This window comes from Bacillus cereus group sp. RP29, assembly GCF_040459765.1.
Classification (GTDB): Bacteria; Bacillota; Bacilli; order Bacillales; family Bacillaceae_G; genus Bacillus_A; species Bacillus_A paranthracis.
In genome coordinates, this window is record NZ_JARVHN010000001.1 from 1065678 (window position 1) to 1082101 (window position 16424).

Below are 16424 nucleotides of genomic sequence, written 5' to 3' on the forward strand. Positions count from 1 at the left end.
AGTAAAATCTTTTCCTTTTCACAATTCACAATCATTGGGTTATAATGATAGAATATAATTTATTCTATTTAATAAAGATAAAGTCAATTTTCAATAAAAGGTGATTCGATGGCAAATGAGCAGGTACTAACAGCTGAACAGGTACTCGAGAAAGCAAGTCAATATTTAGTGGATGAAGATATTGAGCTAGTAGCACGTGCCTATGAATATGCACGCGATGCGCATAGCGAACAATACAGAAAATCGGGTGAACCATACATTATTCATCCAATTCAAGTTGCAGGTATTTTAGTTGATTTACACATGGATCCAGCTACAGTATCAGCAGGTTTCTTACATGATGTAGTAGAAGATACAGAGATTACATTAGAAGATATTGAACGGGAATTTAATAAAGAAATTGCTATGCTTGTTGATGGTGTGACAAAGCTTGGAAAGATTAAATATAAATCTCATGAGCAACAACAAGCAGAAAACCATCGCAAAATGTTTATTGCAATGGCTCAAGATATTCGAGTTATTTTAATTAAACTAGCTGATCGTCTTCATAACATGCGTACATTGAAACATTTGCCTCAAGAGAAGCAGCGTCGCATTGCGAATGAAACGTTAGAAATCTTTGCGCCTTTAGCACATAGACTCGGAATTAGTACTATTAAATGGGAGCTAGAGGATACGTCACTTCGCTACTTAAATCCACAGCAATATTATCGTATTGTAAATTTAATGAAGCGTAAACGTGCAGAACGTGAAGAGTATTTAGACGAAGTAATGACTGGTATTCGTGAGAAATTAGACGAAGTTGCAATTCAACCTGAAATTTCTGGAAGACCAAAACATATTTACAGTATTTATCGTAAAATGGCACTGCAAAATAAACAATTCAATGAAATTTACGATTTATTAGCTGTACGTGTCGTTGTAAATAGTATTAAAGATTGTTATGCAGTACTTGGAATTATTCATACGTGCTGGAAGCCGATGCCAGGTCGTTTTAAAGATTATATTGCAATGCCGAAAGCAAATCTATATCAATCTCTTCATACGACTGTAATTGGACCGAAAGGTGATCCGCTTGAAGTGCAAATTCGTACGAAAGAAATGCATGAGATTGCAGAATTCGGGATCGCGGCACACTGGGCGTATAAAGAAGGAAAAACAGCAGAAACAACAGGTACATTAGAGAAGAAACTTACATGGTTCCGTCAAATATTAGAATGGCAAAATGAAGCTTCTAATGCAGAAGAGTTTATGGAGTCGTTAAAAATTGATTTATTCTCTGACATGGTATTCGTCTTTACACCGAAAGGCGATGTAATGGAATTACCACTTGGATCTGTTCCAATTGACTTTGCATATCGTGTGCATTCAGAGATTGGGAATAAAACAATTGGTGCAAAAGTAAACGGGAAAATGGTGACACTTGACTATAAATTAAAAACAGGTGACATCATTGAGATTTTAACATCGAAACATTCGTATGGACCAAGTCAAGATTGGGTGAAACTTGCTCAAACATCTCATGCAAAAAACAAAATACGTCAGTTCTTTAAGAAACAACGTAGAGATGAAAATATTGAAAAAGGCCGTGAACTTGTTGAGAAAGAAGTGCGTAGCCTAGAGTATGAGATGAAAGAAGTGTTAGCGCCTGACAATTTAAAACGAGTTGCTGAAAAATTCAACTTTGCAAATGAAGAAGATATGTTTGCGGCAGTTGGATATAATGGTATCACTGCATCGCAAATTGTTACGCGACTAACGGACAAGTTCCGTAAGCAACGTGAAGAAGAAGAGATTGTTGAAGTTAAAGAAGTTCGTAAACCGATGAAAATTCGAAAATGGGATTCTGGCGTTAAAGTAAGTGGTGCAGATAATTTATTAATTCGTTTATCAAAATGCTGTAACCCAGTACCTGGTGATGATATCGTTGGGTATATTACGAAAGGCCGAGGCGTATCGATTCACCGCCGTGACTGTGTAAATGTTCATACAGAAGAAGCTATAGAACGTTTATTAGAAGTAGAGTGGGAAGGTAGCCCTGAAAAAGAAATTGAGTATAACGTTGATATTGAAATTTCAGGTTACGATCGCCGTGGTTTATTAAACGAAGTATTACAAGCTGTTACAGAGACGAAAACGTACATTTCAGCAGTTTCTGGTAGAAGTGACCGTAATAAGATGGCAACAATTAATATGTCAATCTCTATTCGTAACTTACAGCACTTGAAAAAAGTAGTAGAACGCATTAAACGTGTTCCAGAAATTTATGCAGTACGACGCATGATGCATTAATAGGGAGTGTAGAAAAGATGAGAGTTGTTTTACAACGATCAAAAGAAGCGTCTGTCACAGTAGACGGTGAGATCGTAGGACAAATTCCGTTCGGTTTAACATTACTAGTTGGCATTACGCATGAAGATACAGAAAAAGATGCAACTTACATTGCAGAAAAAATTGCGAACTTACGTATTTTTGAAGATGAGAGCGGAAAGATGAACCATTCTGTACTTGATGTAGAAGGACAAGTTCTATCCATTTCGCAATTCACATTATACGGAGATTGCCGCAAGGGAAGACGTCCAAACTTTATGGATGCAGCTAAACCTGACTATGCAGAGCGTTTATATGATTTCTTTAATGAAGAAGTACGTAAGCAAGGATTGCATGTAGAAACAGGGAAGTTCGGAGCAATGATGGATGTTTCTTTAATCAATGATGGTCCGGTTACCTTAATTGTGGAAAGTAAATAGTGTTACTTAAAAAGAGAGGATGATATCATCCTCTCTTTTTTTATACATTGTTGTATGTTTTGTTCATTTATCCCACTATTTGGATTCCTATTTTTAGAATTAATAGCTGTTTCAGTTATGTATAACTCTCTAATCAATATGGAACAATAAAAAGTAAAACATCCATATTGAATGTGAGGGATATACGTATGCGTATGAATGAAAAAGGGCATTCTGTTACAAATGGTGCAAATCAACTGTTTAACGTAAATTTTCATGATTTTATTTCAAAAGAGCAAAACAATACTTCAATGGAGCTGGCTTCTGAGTTTGGCATTTCTCTTCAAGATGTAAAGCGTCTAAAGAAGCAGATTGAACGCTCTTAGAGCACTTGACAATCCTACTGAACAAACGTATAGTAATTTTATATTTACATATGAATATAACCTTTGATAGAGAAGAGTAAATGAGACACACATGGAAAGAGAAGAAATGTCTTAGGCTGAAAACATTTCTACATGATGACTGATTGAATGACACTCTAGAGGTTTCAACTTGAACGGCGTATACGCTTAGTAGGGATGAACGCACATTTAAGCGTTATTAAAAAAGTGGAAGCATACGTGCTTCAATTAGGGTGGCACCACGGGTATAATACTCTCGTCCCTACTGTTCAAACAGTAGAGGCGGGAGTTTTTTTATTTTTATTAAGATTAAAACAATTTGAGGAGGAACTGAATATGTCTATTCAAATCCCACGCGGAACGCAAGATATTCTTCCAGGTACTGTTGAGTTATGGCAGTATATCGAAGGGCAAGCACGCGAAATTTGCCGTCGTTACAATTACAAAGAAATTCGTACACCAATTTTTGAACACACTGAGCTATTTTTACGTGGTGTTGGTGATACGACAGATATCGTGCAAAAAGAAATGTACTCATTCCAAGATCGTGGAGAGCGTAGTTTAACATTACGTCCAGAAGGTACTGCACCTGTTGTACGTTCTTACGTTGAAAATAAAATGTTCGGTGACGCAACACAACCGACGAAATTATACTATATCGGCCAAATGTTCCGTTACGAAAGACCACAAGCAGGTCGCTATCGTCAATTCGTACAATTTGGTATTGAAGCAATCGGCAGTAACGATCCTGCAATTGATGCAGAAGTAATTGCACTTGCTGTAGAGTTTTACCGCGGCATGGGCTTAAAAAATATTAAAGTTGTATTAAACAGCTTAGGTGATGCAGCAAGCCGTCAAGCACACCGTGATGCATTAATCGCACACTTCGAGCCACGTATCGGCGAATTCTGTTCTGACTGTCAATCTCGTTTAGAAAAGAACCCTCTTCGTATTTTAGATTGTAAGAAGGACCGTAACCATGAATTAATGGGAACAGCACCATCTATTACAGAATACTTAAACGAAGATTCAGCAGTATACTACGAAAAAGTTCAAGAACTATTAACGATGATGGATGTTCCATTTGAAAAAGATCCGAACTTAGTACGTGGTTTAGACTACTACCAACACACTGTATTTGAAATTATGAGTGAGGCAGAAGGTTTCGGTGCTATTACTACATTAAGCGGTGGTGGACGTTACAACGGACTTGTACAAGAAATCGGTGGACCAGAAATGCCAGGTATCGGTTTTGCGATGAGTATTGAACGTTTAATTATGGCACTAAAAGCTGAAAACATTGAATTGCCAATCGAACATAGCATTGATTGTTACGTTGTAGCGCTTGGTGAAAAAGCAAAAGACCATGCTGCAAAAGTTGCATTTGATCTTCGTAAAGCTGGATTATCAGTTGAAAAAGATTATTTAGATCGCAAAATGAAGGCACAATTTAAATCAGCAGATCGTCTAAAAGCGAAATTTGTAGCTGTATTAGGGGAAGATGAGCTAGATAAAGGCATCATTAACTTAAAAGATATGGCAACAGGCGAACAAGAAGAAGTAGCATTAGATGTATTTGCTTCATACGTAGCAGAGAAATTAATATAGGGGGAACTTACAGTGGCTGAAAGAACGCATGCATGTGGAAAAGTAACAGTAGAAGCAGTTGGACAAACAGTTCAATTAAAAGGTTGGGTACAAAAACGCCGTGATTTAGGTGGATTAATCTTTATCGACTTACGTGACCGTACAGGTATCGTACAAGTTGTATTTAACCCAGAAACATCAAAAGAGGCGCTAGAAGTAGCAGAAACAATTCGTAGCGAATACGTATTACACGTAGAAGGTACAGTTGTTGAGCGTGGTGAAGGCGCAATTAATGACAATATGGCAACGGGTCGTATTGAAGTACAAGCAACGAAAGTAAACGTATTAAATGCAGCGAAAACAACGCCAATCATTATTGCTGATGATACAGATGCATCAGAAGATGTGCGTTTAAAATATCGTTACTTAGACTTACGTCGTCCTGTAATGTTCAATACATTCAAAATGCGTCATGACGTAACAAAAACAATTCGTAACTTCTTAGACACAGAAGAGTTCCTAGAAGTGGAAACACCAATTTTAACGAAGAGCACGCCAGAAGGAGCTCGTGATTATTTAGTACCAAGTCGTGTACATGATGGTGAGTTTTATGCATTACCACAATCTCCACAGCTATTTAAACAGCTTCTTATGGTCGGCGGATTTGAGCGTTACTATCAAGTAGCACGCTGTTTCCGTGATGAAGATTTACGTGCGGACCGTCAGCCAGAATTTACGCAAATCGATATTGAAGCTTCATTCTTAACACAAGAAGAAATTTTAGATATGATGGAGCGCATGATGACGAAAGTTATGAAGGATGCGAAAGGTGTAGAGATTAGTGCACCATTCCCTCGTATGACTTACGCTGATGCAATGGCTCGTTACGGTTCTGATAAGCCAGATACACGCTTTGAAATGGAACTAACAGACTTATCTGAGTTTGCAGCAGGTTGTGGATTTAAAGTATTTACAAGTGCTGTAGAAAGCGGCGGACAAGTAAAAGCAATTAATGCAAAAGGTGCTGCGAGCAAATACTCTCGTAAAGACATCGATGCATTAACTGAATTCGTAAAAGTATACGGTGCAAAAGGTTTAGCTTGGCTTAAAGTGGAAGAAGACGGCTTAAAAGGACCGATCGCGAAATTCTTCGGTGAAGAAGATGCAAACGTGTTAATGAATACATTAGAAGCTACTGCTGGTGACTTATTACTATTCGTAGCAGATAAGAAGAGCGTTGTTGCAGATAGCTTAGGTGCACTTCGTTTACGTCTAGGTAAAGAGCTTGAGTTAATTGACGAAAGTAAATTTAACTTCCTATGGGTAACGGATTGGCCGCTTCTTGAGTACGATGAAGATGCAGATCGTTACTTCGCAGCTCACCACCCATTCACAATGCCATTCCGTGAAGATGTTGAGCTATTAGAAACAGCACCAGAAAAAGCACGTGCGCAAGCATATGACCTTGTATTAAACGGTTATGAGCTTGGTGGTGGATCACTTCGTATTTACGAGCGTGACGTACAAGAAAAAATGTTCAAAGCACTTGGATTCTCACAAGAAGAAGCGCAAGAGCAATTCGGATTCTTATTAGAAGCATTCGAATACGGTACTCCACCACACGGTGGTATTGCATTAGGTTTAGACCGTCTTGTTATGTTACTTGCAGGTCGTACGAACCTTCGTGATACAATTGCATTCCCGAAAACAGCAAGCGCAAGCTGCTTATTAACAGAAGCTCCAAGCCCAGTTGCAGAAGCACAGCTTGAAGAGTTAAACTTAAAATTAAGCTTAAAAGAAGAGAAGTAAGAATAGGGTCTAGATGGTTATACTAATACCATCTAGGCTTTTTTTGAGAGGTTGTTTAAAAAGTCCGGTTCAGATAACTGTCGCATCTCGTCGTTACGTATGCTAGTCCGGTGCTCGAGTAGTAAAGCTACACTGCGCTCCTCCTGGCTTCAGCGCCTCGATCTGCTCGGTTCTCTAAATCCTCCTTTTTAAACGTGTATTTAGGAAGAAACAAAATCCCGGTTTACACTATGTTTTTATTTTCGAAATATGTATTTTTAGGAATTCTATAACTTTTTCTATACAAATAGTCGGAAAAACGCTAGAATACATGGTAGACCATTTTTGTAATAGGAGTGTAGAGCTGAATGTTACATCAATTTTCACGTAATGAATTAGCCTTCGGTAAAGAAGGACTTGAAATATTAAAAAATAGTACAGTCGGTATTTTAGGAATTGGCGGCGTAGGTTCTTTTGCAGCTGAAGCGTTAGCACGTTCTGGAGTTGGGCGTCTCGTATTAGTAGATAAAGATGTTGTAGATATTACAAACGTAAACCGTCAAATTCACGCTTTAGTATCTACTGTAGGACGTTCAAAAGTAGAATTAATGAAAGAGCGTATTGCAGACATTAACCCAGAGTGTGAAGTAATTGGACTAGAAATGTTTTACACAGATGAAACATATGAAGAGTTCTTTAAGTACGGTTTAGACTTTGTAGTGGATGCATCTGATACGATTACGTTCAAAATTCATTTAATTAAACAATGCTTACGTCGTAAAATTAAAATTATCTCAAGTATGGGTGCAGCAAATAAAATGGACCCAACTCGTTTCCGTATTGCGGACATCTCTAAAACACATACAGATCCAATTGCGAAAGTCATTCGTACGAAGCTTCGTAAAGAGGGCATTAAAAAAGGTGTAAAAGTTGTCTTCTCTGACGAAAATCCAATCGTAATTCGTGAAGAAGTACGTAAAGAAATTGTACCAGACGAAAATGCAAAAATTCGTAAAGCGAAATTACCACCTTCATCAAATGCATTCGTACCATCTGTGGCAGGCTTAATTATGGCAAGTCACGTTGTACGTGAACGTATTAAAAACGTAGAAGTGAAGCGTGTAGGGCAAGAATAAAGTGAAAGCATATATCCATTTTTGGATATATGCTTTTTTAGATGTGCTAAAGAAATAGGGGTATTTGCATTGCTACTAGTTCAAATGCAAGCAAGGTCAGTAAGTAATAATCATATTTGTCTGATTTATAACCTCAGGTCTTTTTTAAACTGTGAATGGTAAAAAGGCCTAACGTTAGAACGAGAATACCGAGTGTTATTTTGAAGGCTACTAATGAAATGGCAATCAGCTCCTTTCAATCGTATATGTTTATAGTAACATTTAAGTAAAAAATATCCAGTTGATTCAGGGAGTTCTTTGTATAGCGGGTTTGCTTATTTTGTAAATATTTGTCGGTAAATCGATATTCCTTGTCGAATAGTCGATATAATTAAAAAATCGTTGATATATTGTAAGTTACGATAGATATATTCGAAAAATCGTCGATATAATTTCATTTACCAATATGCTATCCACCGAAGAGACAAAAAAAGGATGTCACTTAGCCGGAAAATTGGGCTAGGTGACATCCTTTTTTAATTCTCTGCAGAATAAATAATATCTAAATTTCCATTTTGATCTGTCTTGAAAATGGGAGCGATCTGCTCTTCTTGTTCTTCAACTGAAACGAGTTTTCGAGCACGATCCATAATTCTAACGAGCATTGCATAATCTTCTTCGATTGCTTGTTGTTTTTTTGTGAGTGCGGCTAATTTAGTTTCAAGCTCATCATTCGTTTTTTGCAAGGAAGTGAGCTGAGTTTGTAATACTTCATTTTCAGTTTGTAACTTTGCGAGTGAAGGATTATTGTGCTCTAAGTTTTGCAAAAACGAGATGACATTTTGCATTGTAAGTTCTTGTTTACTTGGTACAATATCTTCTGAAAACTCAGCATCGATTACCAGTTGTTTCGTTTTTGTGAACTGATCTTTTTCTATTTTAGCTTCAGAACGCTTTAATTCTTTACGTTGTTTTTTCGCAAGCTGCACCGCATCTTCATAATTTGGCCTTACTTCAGCATTCCATCTAAAGCCGCAAGCTGCGGAAGTGCGGTTTAAAGCATCGCCGATTTCATCGAATGCTTTTATTTGTGTACTGCCGCTGCGAATATGTCGTAAAACAGTTTCTGCTAAAAGGAGATCGTCTTCTTTTGTCCATGCATCTTGACGTGTTTTCATAAGCGAAGCCTCCATAATGGTGACGTTTTCGCTTATGTTACCCTTTATTTTTCGTTTTATTCGAACTTTGTAATCTTTCATATACAGTAGAAAGTGCTTGCTCAAATTTCCCTGTCGTTTTCGGTTTATAATATTGTTTGTTTTTTATTTTATCAGGTAAGTATTGTTGCTGTACCCAACCATTTGGATGGTCGTGTGGATATAAGTATCCAATGCCTCTTCCAAGTGCCTCTGCGCCTTTGTAATGACTATCTTTTAAATGACTTGGAATATCGCCTGTTTGACCGTTCCGTAAATCGTGTAAGGCAGCGTCAAGTGCTTTATAAGCTGAGTTTGATTTTGGTGATAGGCAAAGCTCAATAACGGCATTTGCAAGTGGTATGCGTGCTTCTGGGAATCCAACTCGTTCCGCTGATTCTATAGCTGCTAGCGTACGCGGTCCAGCTTGCGGGCTAGCAAGTCCAATATCTTCATATGCCATAATAAGAAGACGTCTACCGATGCTTTGTAGGTCACCAGCTTCAATAAGACGTGCTAAATAGTGAAGTGCTGCATTTACATCACTTCCGCGCACCGATTTTTGAAATGCCGATAATACGTCATAATGAGCATCTCCGCCTTTGTCATGAACGAAGCTCTTTTTTTGTAAGCATTCTTCGGCGATTTCTAGCGTAATTTCCGCAGCTTTGTCATCAGTTGTAAAGCTAGATAAAACAGCTAGTTCCAGTGCATTATAAGCGGAACGCATATCTCCGCCTGATGCATTTGCGAAGTGATGTAATGCTTCAGGCGTAACAGTTACATCATATTCCCCAAGACCTTTTTCTTTATCTTCAAGTGCTCGTTTTAAGCCAATTAAAAGATCATCTTCTGTTAATGCGTGTAATTCGAAGATTTGACACCGACTTCGAATAGCAGAATTAATAGCATGGAACGGATTACTCGTCGTCGCACCAATTAAGGTAAGGAGTCCACTTTCTAAATGAGGTAATAGAAAATCCTGTTTTGCTTTATCTAGACGGTGTACTTCATCTAAAATTAAAACGAGGTGTCGATGCATCTTTGCCTCTTGTACGACAACTTCCATATCTTTTTTATTATGAGTAACAGCGTTTAATAGGCGAAAAGGGGTTCCGGTACTTCCTGCAATTGCGCTCGCGATGGATGTTTTTCCAGTGCCTGGAGGGCCATATAAAATCATAGATTGAAAATGATTTGCTTGGACCATTCGCCATAAAATTTTTCCTTCACCAACTAAATGTTGTTGTCCGATAATTTCTTGAATATTTGTAGGGCGCATTCGATGTGCGAGTGGTTGTTTCATTTTTAGCGTCTCCCTTAATGTATAATCTCTTTCTATCGTATCATTTTTTTTAGTGGAATTTGAAATAGGATGCTGTTTTGTGGGAAAAATGAATATGAATATTTTCATTTTTCTTTCAATTGTAATAATTTCCGAGTTTTTCAATGTGATTTTATGTTATCATTTTGATACACAAGTTGAAATTTCTTATAATACTATATTATGCTATAATTTCATAGGATTTTAAATTGTGTTCTTTTACAAATAAGATATAACCAATAGAAGTGAAAATTTGAAAAGAGGTGCAAAATAGATGAAGATTTCAACGAAAGGCCGCTACGGCTTAACAATTATGATCGATCTTGCAAAAAAGTTTGGTGAAGGTCCGATTTCATTAAAATCAATTGCGCAGGCACATGACTTATCTGAGCATTACTTAGAGCAATTAATTTCACCACTTCGTAACGCGCGTCTAGTAAAGAGTACACGCGGGGCATATGGCGGATATGTATTATCAGATCAGCCGGCTAATATTACAGCTGGGGATGTAATCCGTGTATTAGAGGGTCCGATTAGTGTTGTAGAAATGATAGAAGAAGAAGAACCAGCACAACGCCAATTATGGATGCGTGTTCGTGATGCGGTGCAAGAAGTGTTAGATAGTACAACATTAGAAGATTTAGTACGTTATGAGGAAGAAAATCACGGGGGCTATATGTTTTACATTTAATTCCTTGTGAAACGATTTGGAAAGAAGGAGATTTAATGGAACGCATTTACTTAGATCATGCTGCGACATCTCCGACTCACCCGGAAGTGGTCGAAAAGATGATTCCATATATGACAGAAACATTCGGAAACCCGTCTAGTATTCACTTTTATGGACGTCAAACGCGCCATGCAGTAGATGAGGCGAGACGCGCATGTGCACGTAGCATTCATGCGAATCCGAATGAAATCATATTTACGAGCGGTGGTACGGAAGCTGATAATTTAGCGCTTATCGGTGTAGCGCGTGCGAACCGTCATAAAGGTAACCATATTATAACGACGCAAATTGAACATCATGCAATTTTGCATACGTGTGAATTGTTAGAGCGTGAAGGATTTGAAGTGACATATTTACCTGTTGATGAAACAGGACGCGTTCAAGTTTCTGACATACAAAAGGCATTGACAGAAGAGACAATTCTTGTATCTATTATGTTTGGGAATAATGAAGTTGGGACGATGCAACCAATTGCGGAAATAGGTAAGCTGCTAAAAGAGCATCAAGCTTATTTCCATACAGATGCGGTACAAGCTTACGGTTTAGTAGAAATTGATGTGAAAGAGTTTTGTATTGATTTATTATCAATTTCGGCTCATAAAATTAACGGGCCAAAAGGTGTCGGGTTCCTATACGCTGGTGCAGACGTGAAATTTGAACCGTTATTAATAGGCGGGGAGCAAGAAAGAAAACGCCGTGCTGGTACGGAAAATGTGCCGAGCATCGTTGGGTTGCAACATGCAATTTTGCTAGCTGAAAAAACTCGTGAGCAAAAAAATGCCCAATATGAAGAGTTTAAAGATATAATGGTATCTGTCTTCAAAAATGAAGACATTACTTTCGAGGTAAACGGAAACTTAGAATATCGATTACCACATGTGCTTAATATTAGTTTTACAGGAATGAACATTGAACCGTTTCTTGTGAACTTAGACTTAGCTGGCATTGCAGTATCAAGTGGTTCGGCTTGTACAGCTGGTTCGATTGATCCATCACATGTATTAGTGGCGATGTTCGGAAAAGACTCCGATCAAATACGTTCATCCGTACGTTTTAGTTTCGGACTTGGAAATACGAAAGAGCAAGTTGAGAAAGCGGCGTACGAAACAGTGAAAATCGTGAAGCGATTAACACAAAATTAGCATGGGAGGTGACATGATGAACAAACTACCTCACGAAACACGCGTTGTCATCGGGATGTCCGGTGGCGTCGATTCATCTGTAGCGGCTCTTTTATTAAAAGAGCAAGGTTATGATGTAATCGGAATTTTTATGAAAAACTGGGATGATACAGATGAGAATGGTGTCTGCACAGCAACAGAAGATTACAATGATGTAATCGAAGTGTGTAACCAAATTGGTATTCCGTATTATGCAGTAAACTTTGAAAAACAATACTGGGATAAAGTATTTACGTACTTCTTAGATGAATACCGAGCTGGTCGTACACCAAACCCAGATGTAATGTGTAATAAAGAAATTAAATTTAAAGCATTTTTAGAGCATGCAATAGCGCTTGGTGCTGATTATGTAGCGACAGGTCATTATGCACGCGTTGCTTATATGGACGGCGAATATAAAATGCTTCGCGGCGTTGATGACAATAAAGACCAAACGTATTTCTTAAATCAATTAAGCCAAGAGCAATTATCAAAAACAATGTTCCCGCTTGGTGAACTGAAGAAACCACAAATTCGTGAAATGGCGAAAGAAGCTGGTTTAGCGACAGCGGCGAAGAAAGATAGTACTGGTATTTGCTTCATTGGTGAGCGTAACTTTAAAGATTTCTTAAGTAACTATTTACCAGCACAACCAGGTGTGATGCAAACGTTATCTGGCGAAGTGAAAGGAAAGCATGACGGTTTAATGTACTACACAATTGGACAACGTCATGGCCTTGGTATTGGTGGTAACGGTGATCCGTGGTTTGCTGTTGGGAAAAACTTGAAAGAAAACATTTTATATGTTGATCAAGGATTCCATAACGAACTTCTATATGGCGACGAAGTTATTGCTACAAATGTTGGCTGGGTAAGTAATAAAGCGAAAGAGAAAGAATTTAAGTGCACAGCGAAATTCCGTTATCGTCAAGAAGACAATAAAGTAACGGTTCAAATCGTTGATGAAAATACAGTTCGTATTCTTTGTGACGAGCCAATTCGTGCAATTACACCAGGACAAGCAGTTGTTTTCTATGATGGAGATGAGTGTTTAGGCGGTGCTACAATTGATGAAGTGTACCGTAGCGGTAAGAAATTGGATTATTTAGGATAAAAGAGAAGCCTCTACCGATTCGCGGTTAGAGGTTTCTTTTACATAAGGCGAATTTTCGTTCGCTTGGAAAATACATTCTTTGTTATAATTTGTTGTAGAGGTGAAGGACATGTCAAACAAACTTGAAACAGGTATTCAATATATGCAAGAAGGAAACTGGGAAGAAGCTGCTAAAAATTTCACAGAAGCAATCGAAGAAAATCCGAAAGATGCGCTTGGATATATTAATTTTGCAAACTTATTAGATGTACTAGGTGACAGTGAGAGAGCAATTTTATTTTATAAACGTGCATTGGAGTTAGATGATAAATCTGCGGCTGCTTATTATGGATTAGGAAACGTATATTACGGTCAAGAGCAATTTGCAGAGGCGAAAGCTGTATTTGAACAAGCGATGCAAGCTGGATTACAATCAGCTGATGTAACGTTTATGTTAGGTATTACACATGTGCAACTTGGAAATGATCGTCTTGCACTGCCGTTTTTACAAAGAGCAACAGAATTAGATGAAAACGATGTAGAAGCTTTGTTCCAGTGCGGACTTTGCTTTGCACGACTAGAACATATTCAAGAGGCGAAACCTTATTTTGAAAAGGTATTAGAAATGGATGAAGAGCATGCAGATGCGTATTATAATTTAGGTGTTGCCTACGTATTTGAGGAAAAAAATGAGAAGGCTCTCGCTTTATTTAAGAAAGCAACTGAAATTCAGCCAGATCACTTTTTAGCGGGTAATGGTGTTCGTTTATTAGAGCAAGAAGCTGAATAAGATGAAAATATAGTTAATGAGTAGTTATCCCTCATCTAAATAGGTGGGGGATGTACTGCTCATTAAAGTGAAACGAAACCGGAAAGGAGAGGAAAGATGGGAAATCAACATGCAATGGATTTGTTTGAGGAAGAGAAAAAGTTTATAAAAGCGCAAGTTCTTCATACCATTTTCCACAACGAAGAAAACCTCTATTCCGTTGTCAGTATGAAAGTCATTGAAACGAATGAAACGTACGACGAAAAGAAAGTAATGATAAACGGTCATTTTCCTCGCATGCATGAAGATGAAGTGTTCACGTTGACAGGTCATTTTAAAGACCATCCGAAGTATGGAAAACAATATATGGTCGAAACGTTTAAGAAAGAATTGCCGCAAACAAAAGCCGGTATGGTGCAATATTTAGCGAGTGATTTATTTAAAGGGATAGGAAAGCGTACAGCTGAAAAAATTGTAGATCATCTCGGAGAACATGCTATTTCTAAAATTATGGATGACCCTGAGGCATTAAATGGTGTTGTTAATAAACAAAAGGCTCAGGAGATATATGAGACAATTGTTGAACATCAAGGATTAGAGAAAGTAATGAGCTTTTTAAATGGCTACGGTTTTGGAACGAAACTTTCTATTAAGATTTACCAGCAATATAAAGAGATGACATTAGAAGTGATTCGTAATAACCCGTATCAACTTATCGAAGAAGTGGACGGGATTGGTTTTGGAAGAGCGGATGATATAGGGCGTGCGTTAGGGATATCAGGTAATCACGACGACCGTGTGCGCGCAGGATGTTTTTACACGTTAGAGAATGTCTCATTACAACTTGGTCACGTTTATATGAGGAAAGACCAACTTGTAAGAGAAACGATGTCACTTTTAAACAATCAAGAAGGAAGAGTGACTGAGGAAGATATTGTAGGCTGTATTGAAACGATGCAAAGTGAAGGGAAAGTCATCATAGAAGAAGAGCGAGTGTATTTAGCAACGTTATTCTACTCTGAAAAAGGTGTTGTAAAGTCCATTCGCAGGCTTATGAATCAAGAAGAAACACCTTCATTTCCAGAGGCAGAAGTGTTAAAAACATTAGGTGAAATTGAAGAACAACTGAACGTACAATATGCACCGTTTCAGCAAGAAGCAATTCAAACGGCACTTCATAAACCGATGATGTTATTGACAGGTGGACCAGGAACAGGGAAAACAACAGTTATTAAAGGAATTGTTGAAATGTATGCGTCACTTCACGGGCTATCGTTAAATCCGAATGAATACAGTGATGATAATCCATTTCCGATATTATTAACGGCTCCAACAGGAAGGGCAGCGAAGCGAATGAGTGAATCAACAGGGCTTCCAGCTTGTACAATTCACCGTTTACTTGGATGGACGCCAGAAGGGTCTTTCCAGCGTAATGAAACAGATCCGGTACAAGGGAAATTACTCATTATTGATGAATTTTCAATGGTTGATATTTGGCTTGCAAATCAGCTGTTTAAGTCATTGCCAACTAACATTCAAGTTATCGTTGTAGGCGATGAAGATCAATTACCATCTGTAGGACCCGGACAAGTGCTGAAAGATTTATTGAATGCAGGTGCAGTTCCGACAGTAAAGCTTACTGAAATTTATCGTCAAGCGGAAGGTTCATCAGTAATTCAACTTGCTCATGCGATAAAAAATGGAACACTCCCACCAGATTTAGCGCAAAATCAAAAAGATCGTTCATTTATCGGGTGCACAGGAGCTCAAATTGTTGAGGTTGTTAAGAAGGTTTGTGAAAATGCGAAGACAAAAGGTTTTAGCGCAAGAGATGTACAAGTATTGGCCCCGATGTATCGTGGACCGGCCGGTATTAATGTACTAAACGAAGCGTTGCAAGAAGTGTTTAATCCGAAAAGGGAAAAGAGTAAAGAAATTGCTTACGGTGATGTTGTATATCGAAGAGGCGATAAAGTCTTGCAACTCGTTAATCAGCCGGAGAGTCAAGTTTTTAATGGTGATATCGGAGAAATTGTTTCGGTGTTTTATGCGAAAGAAAACGTTGAGCAACAAGATATGATTATCGTTTCATTTGATGGAATTGAGGTAACATATACAAAACCAGATTTAAATCAAATTACACATGCGTATTGTTGTTCCATTCATAAATCGCAAGGTAGTGAGTTTCCGATTGTAATTATGCCGATAGTAAAAAGTTATAATCGTATGTTACGTCGTAATTTAATTTATACTGGTATTACAAGAAGTAAGAAGTTCCTTATTATTTGCGGGGAGGAAGCTGCTTTTCAGTCTGGTGTAAATCGCCTTGATGATGCAATGCGTCAAACGACTTTAGCTAGCCGATTGCAAGAATCACAAGGAGAAGTACAGATGGTAACGGTTAATGGCGAAGAAATGGACGTGGAAAACATTTCACCGTATGATTTCATGTAACAAGGTAAAATTATATAGTGAAACTTTCAAACGTATAACGTTGAAAGGCTCCAGCAATGTATAAATGAATGCAGT

13 protein-coding genes and 1 other annotated feature are annotated in these 16424 nt (G+C 38.0%); of the genes, 11 read left to right on the forward strand and 2 right to left on the reverse strand.

The genetic code is table 11. The annotated features are described in order from the left end of the window. The first annotated feature begins 108 nt into the window (after positions 1–108). The 6 genes from relA to QCI47_RS05545 all read left to right on the forward strand — a co-directional run bounded on the left by relA (position 109) and on the right by QCI47_RS05545 (position 7644). The gene (relA, locus tag QCI47_RS05520) at positions 109–2292 is read left to right on the forward strand and encodes a GTP diphosphokinase (RefSeq protein ID WP_001262809.1); all 2184 of its coding nucleotides are present in this window, start codon (positions 109–111) and stop codon (positions 2290–2292) included. A 17-nt stretch (positions 2293–2309) separates the two neighbouring features. Then, complete coding sequence (locus tag QCI47_RS05525; protein ID WP_001266956.1) at positions 2310–2750, forward strand: D-tyrosyl-tRNA(Tyr) deacylase; 441 nt, start codon at positions 2310–2312, stop codon at positions 2748–2750. 188 nt (positions 2751–2938) lie between these two features. Next, the gene (locus QCI47_RS05530) at positions 2939–3115 is read left to right on the forward strand and encodes a hypothetical protein (protein ID WP_001242605.1); all 177 of its coding nucleotides are present in this window, start codon (positions 2939–2941) and stop codon (positions 3113–3115) included. A 54-nt stretch (positions 3116–3169) separates the two neighbouring features. Beyond that, positions 3170–3400, forward strand: a binding site (T-box leader). A 69-nt stretch (positions 3401–3469) separates the two neighbouring features. Next, positions 3470–4741 carry a histidine--tRNA ligase gene (gene hisS / locus QCI47_RS05535; RefSeq protein WP_000027087.1) on the forward strand — a complete coding sequence of 424 codons (1272 nt, stop codon included), beginning with the start codon at positions 3470–3472 and terminating at the stop codon, positions 4739–4741. Positions 4742–4753: 12 nt separating this feature from the next. After that, positions 4754–6529 (forward strand): aspartate--tRNA ligase, encoded by a 1776-nt coding sequence (aspS, locus tag QCI47_RS05540; RefSeq protein ID WP_000840908.1) that lies wholly within the window; start codon positions 4754–4756, stop codon positions 6527–6529. Positions 6530–6876: 347 nt separating this feature from the next. Continuing rightward, entirely contained in the window at positions 6877–7644 is a 768-nt protein-coding gene (locus QCI47_RS05545) for a tRNA threonylcarbamoyladenosine dehydratase (protein ID WP_000903179.1), read from the forward strand. A 515-nt stretch (positions 7645–8159) separates the two neighbouring features. Here the strand turns inward: QCI47_RS05545 and QCI47_RS05550 are convergent. Together QCI47_RS05550 and QCI47_RS05555 are read right to left on the reverse strand one after the other, a co-directional pair. After that, positions 8160–8801 (reverse strand): RsfA family transcriptional regulator, encoded by a 642-nt coding sequence (locus tag QCI47_RS05550; RefSeq protein WP_309422276.1) that lies wholly within the window; start codon positions 8799–8801, stop codon positions 8160–8162. Between the two features lie 37 nt (positions 8802–8838). Further along, complete coding sequence (locus tag QCI47_RS05555; RefSeq protein ID WP_000812933.1) at positions 8839–10125, reverse strand: replication-associated recombination protein A; 1287 nt, start codon at positions 10123–10125, stop codon at positions 8839–8841. Positions 10126–10417: 292 nt separating this feature from the next. Between QCI47_RS05555 and cymR the strand changes: the two genes are divergently transcribed. The 5 genes from cymR (at position 10418) to recD2 (ending at position 16349) form a co-directional block, all read left to right on the forward strand. Beyond that, positions 10418–10834 carry a cysteine metabolism transcriptional regulator CymR gene (cymR, locus tag QCI47_RS05560; protein ID WP_000704116.1) on the forward strand — a complete coding sequence of 139 codons (417 nt, stop codon included), beginning with the start codon at positions 10418–10420 and terminating at the stop codon, positions 10832–10834. Positions 10835–10869: 35 nt separating this feature from the next. Next, positions 10870–12015 (forward strand): cysteine desulfurase family protein, encoded by a 1146-nt coding sequence (locus QCI47_RS05565; protein WP_048557574.1) that lies wholly within the window; start codon positions 10870–10872, stop codon positions 12013–12015. A 16-nt stretch (positions 12016–12031) separates the two neighbouring features. Continuing rightward, a complete protein-coding gene (gene mnmA, locus QCI47_RS05570) occupies positions 12032–13147 on the forward strand; it encodes a tRNA 2-thiouridine(34) synthase MnmA (protein WP_001038008.1) in 1116 nt (371 codons plus the stop codon). Between the two features lie 109 nt (positions 13148–13256). Then, positions 13257–13916 carry a tetratricopeptide repeat protein gene (locus QCI47_RS05575; RefSeq protein ID WP_000066391.1) on the forward strand — a complete coding sequence of 220 codons (660 nt, stop codon included), beginning with the start codon at positions 13257–13259 and terminating at the stop codon, positions 13914–13916. Positions 13917–14012: 96 nt separating this feature from the next. Further along, positions 14013–16349: an SF1B family DNA helicase RecD2 gene (recD2, locus tag QCI47_RS05580; protein WP_001973606.1), complete on the forward strand. Its 2337-nt coding sequence runs from the start codon at positions 14013–14015 to the stop codon at positions 16347–16349. The last annotated feature ends 75 nt before the right edge of the window (positions 16350–16424 follow it).

Coding starts and splice junctions, on each gene's coding strand:
- QCI47_RS05530 (WP_001242605.1), top strand. CDS start 2,939: ATGCGTATGAATGAAAAAGGGCATTCTGTTACAAATGGTGCAAATCAA.
- QCI47_RS05565 (WP_048557574.1), top strand. CDS start 10,870: ATGGAACGCATTTACTTAGATCATGCTGCGACATCTCCGACTCACCCG.
- QCI47_RS05545 (WP_000903179.1), top strand. CDS start 6,877: ATGTTACATCAATTTTCACGTAATGAATTAGCCTTCGGTAAAGAAGGA.
- QCI47_RS05555 (WP_000812933.1), bottom strand. CDS start 10,125: ATGAAACAACCACTCGCACATCGAATGCGCCCTACAAATATTCAAGAA.
- hisS (WP_000027087.1), top strand. CDS start 3,470: ATGTCTATTCAAATCCCACGCGGAACGCAAGATATTCTTCCAGGTACT.
- QCI47_RS05550 (WP_309422276.1), bottom strand. CDS start 8,801: ATGAAAACACGTCAAGATGCATGGACAAAAGAAGACGATCTCCTTTTA.
- QCI47_RS05525 (WP_001266956.1), top strand. CDS start 2,310: ATGAGAGTTGTTTTACAACGATCAAAAGAAGCGTCTGTCACAGTAGAC.
- recD2 (WP_001973606.1), top strand. CDS start 14,013: ATGGGAAATCAACATGCAATGGATTTGTTTGAGGAAGAGAAAAAGTTT.
- QCI47_RS05575 (WP_000066391.1), top strand. CDS start 13,257: ATGTCAAACAAACTTGAAACAGGTATTCAATATATGCAAGAAGGAAAC.
- cymR (WP_000704116.1), top strand. CDS start 10,418: ATGAAGATTTCAACGAAAGGCCGCTACGGCTTAACAATTATGATCGAT.
- mnmA (WP_001038008.1), top strand. CDS start 12,032: ATGAACAAACTACCTCACGAAACACGCGTTGTCATCGGGATGTCCGGT.
- relA (WP_001262809.1), top strand. CDS start 109: ATGGCAAATGAGCAGGTACTAACAGCTGAACAGGTACTCGAGAAAGCA.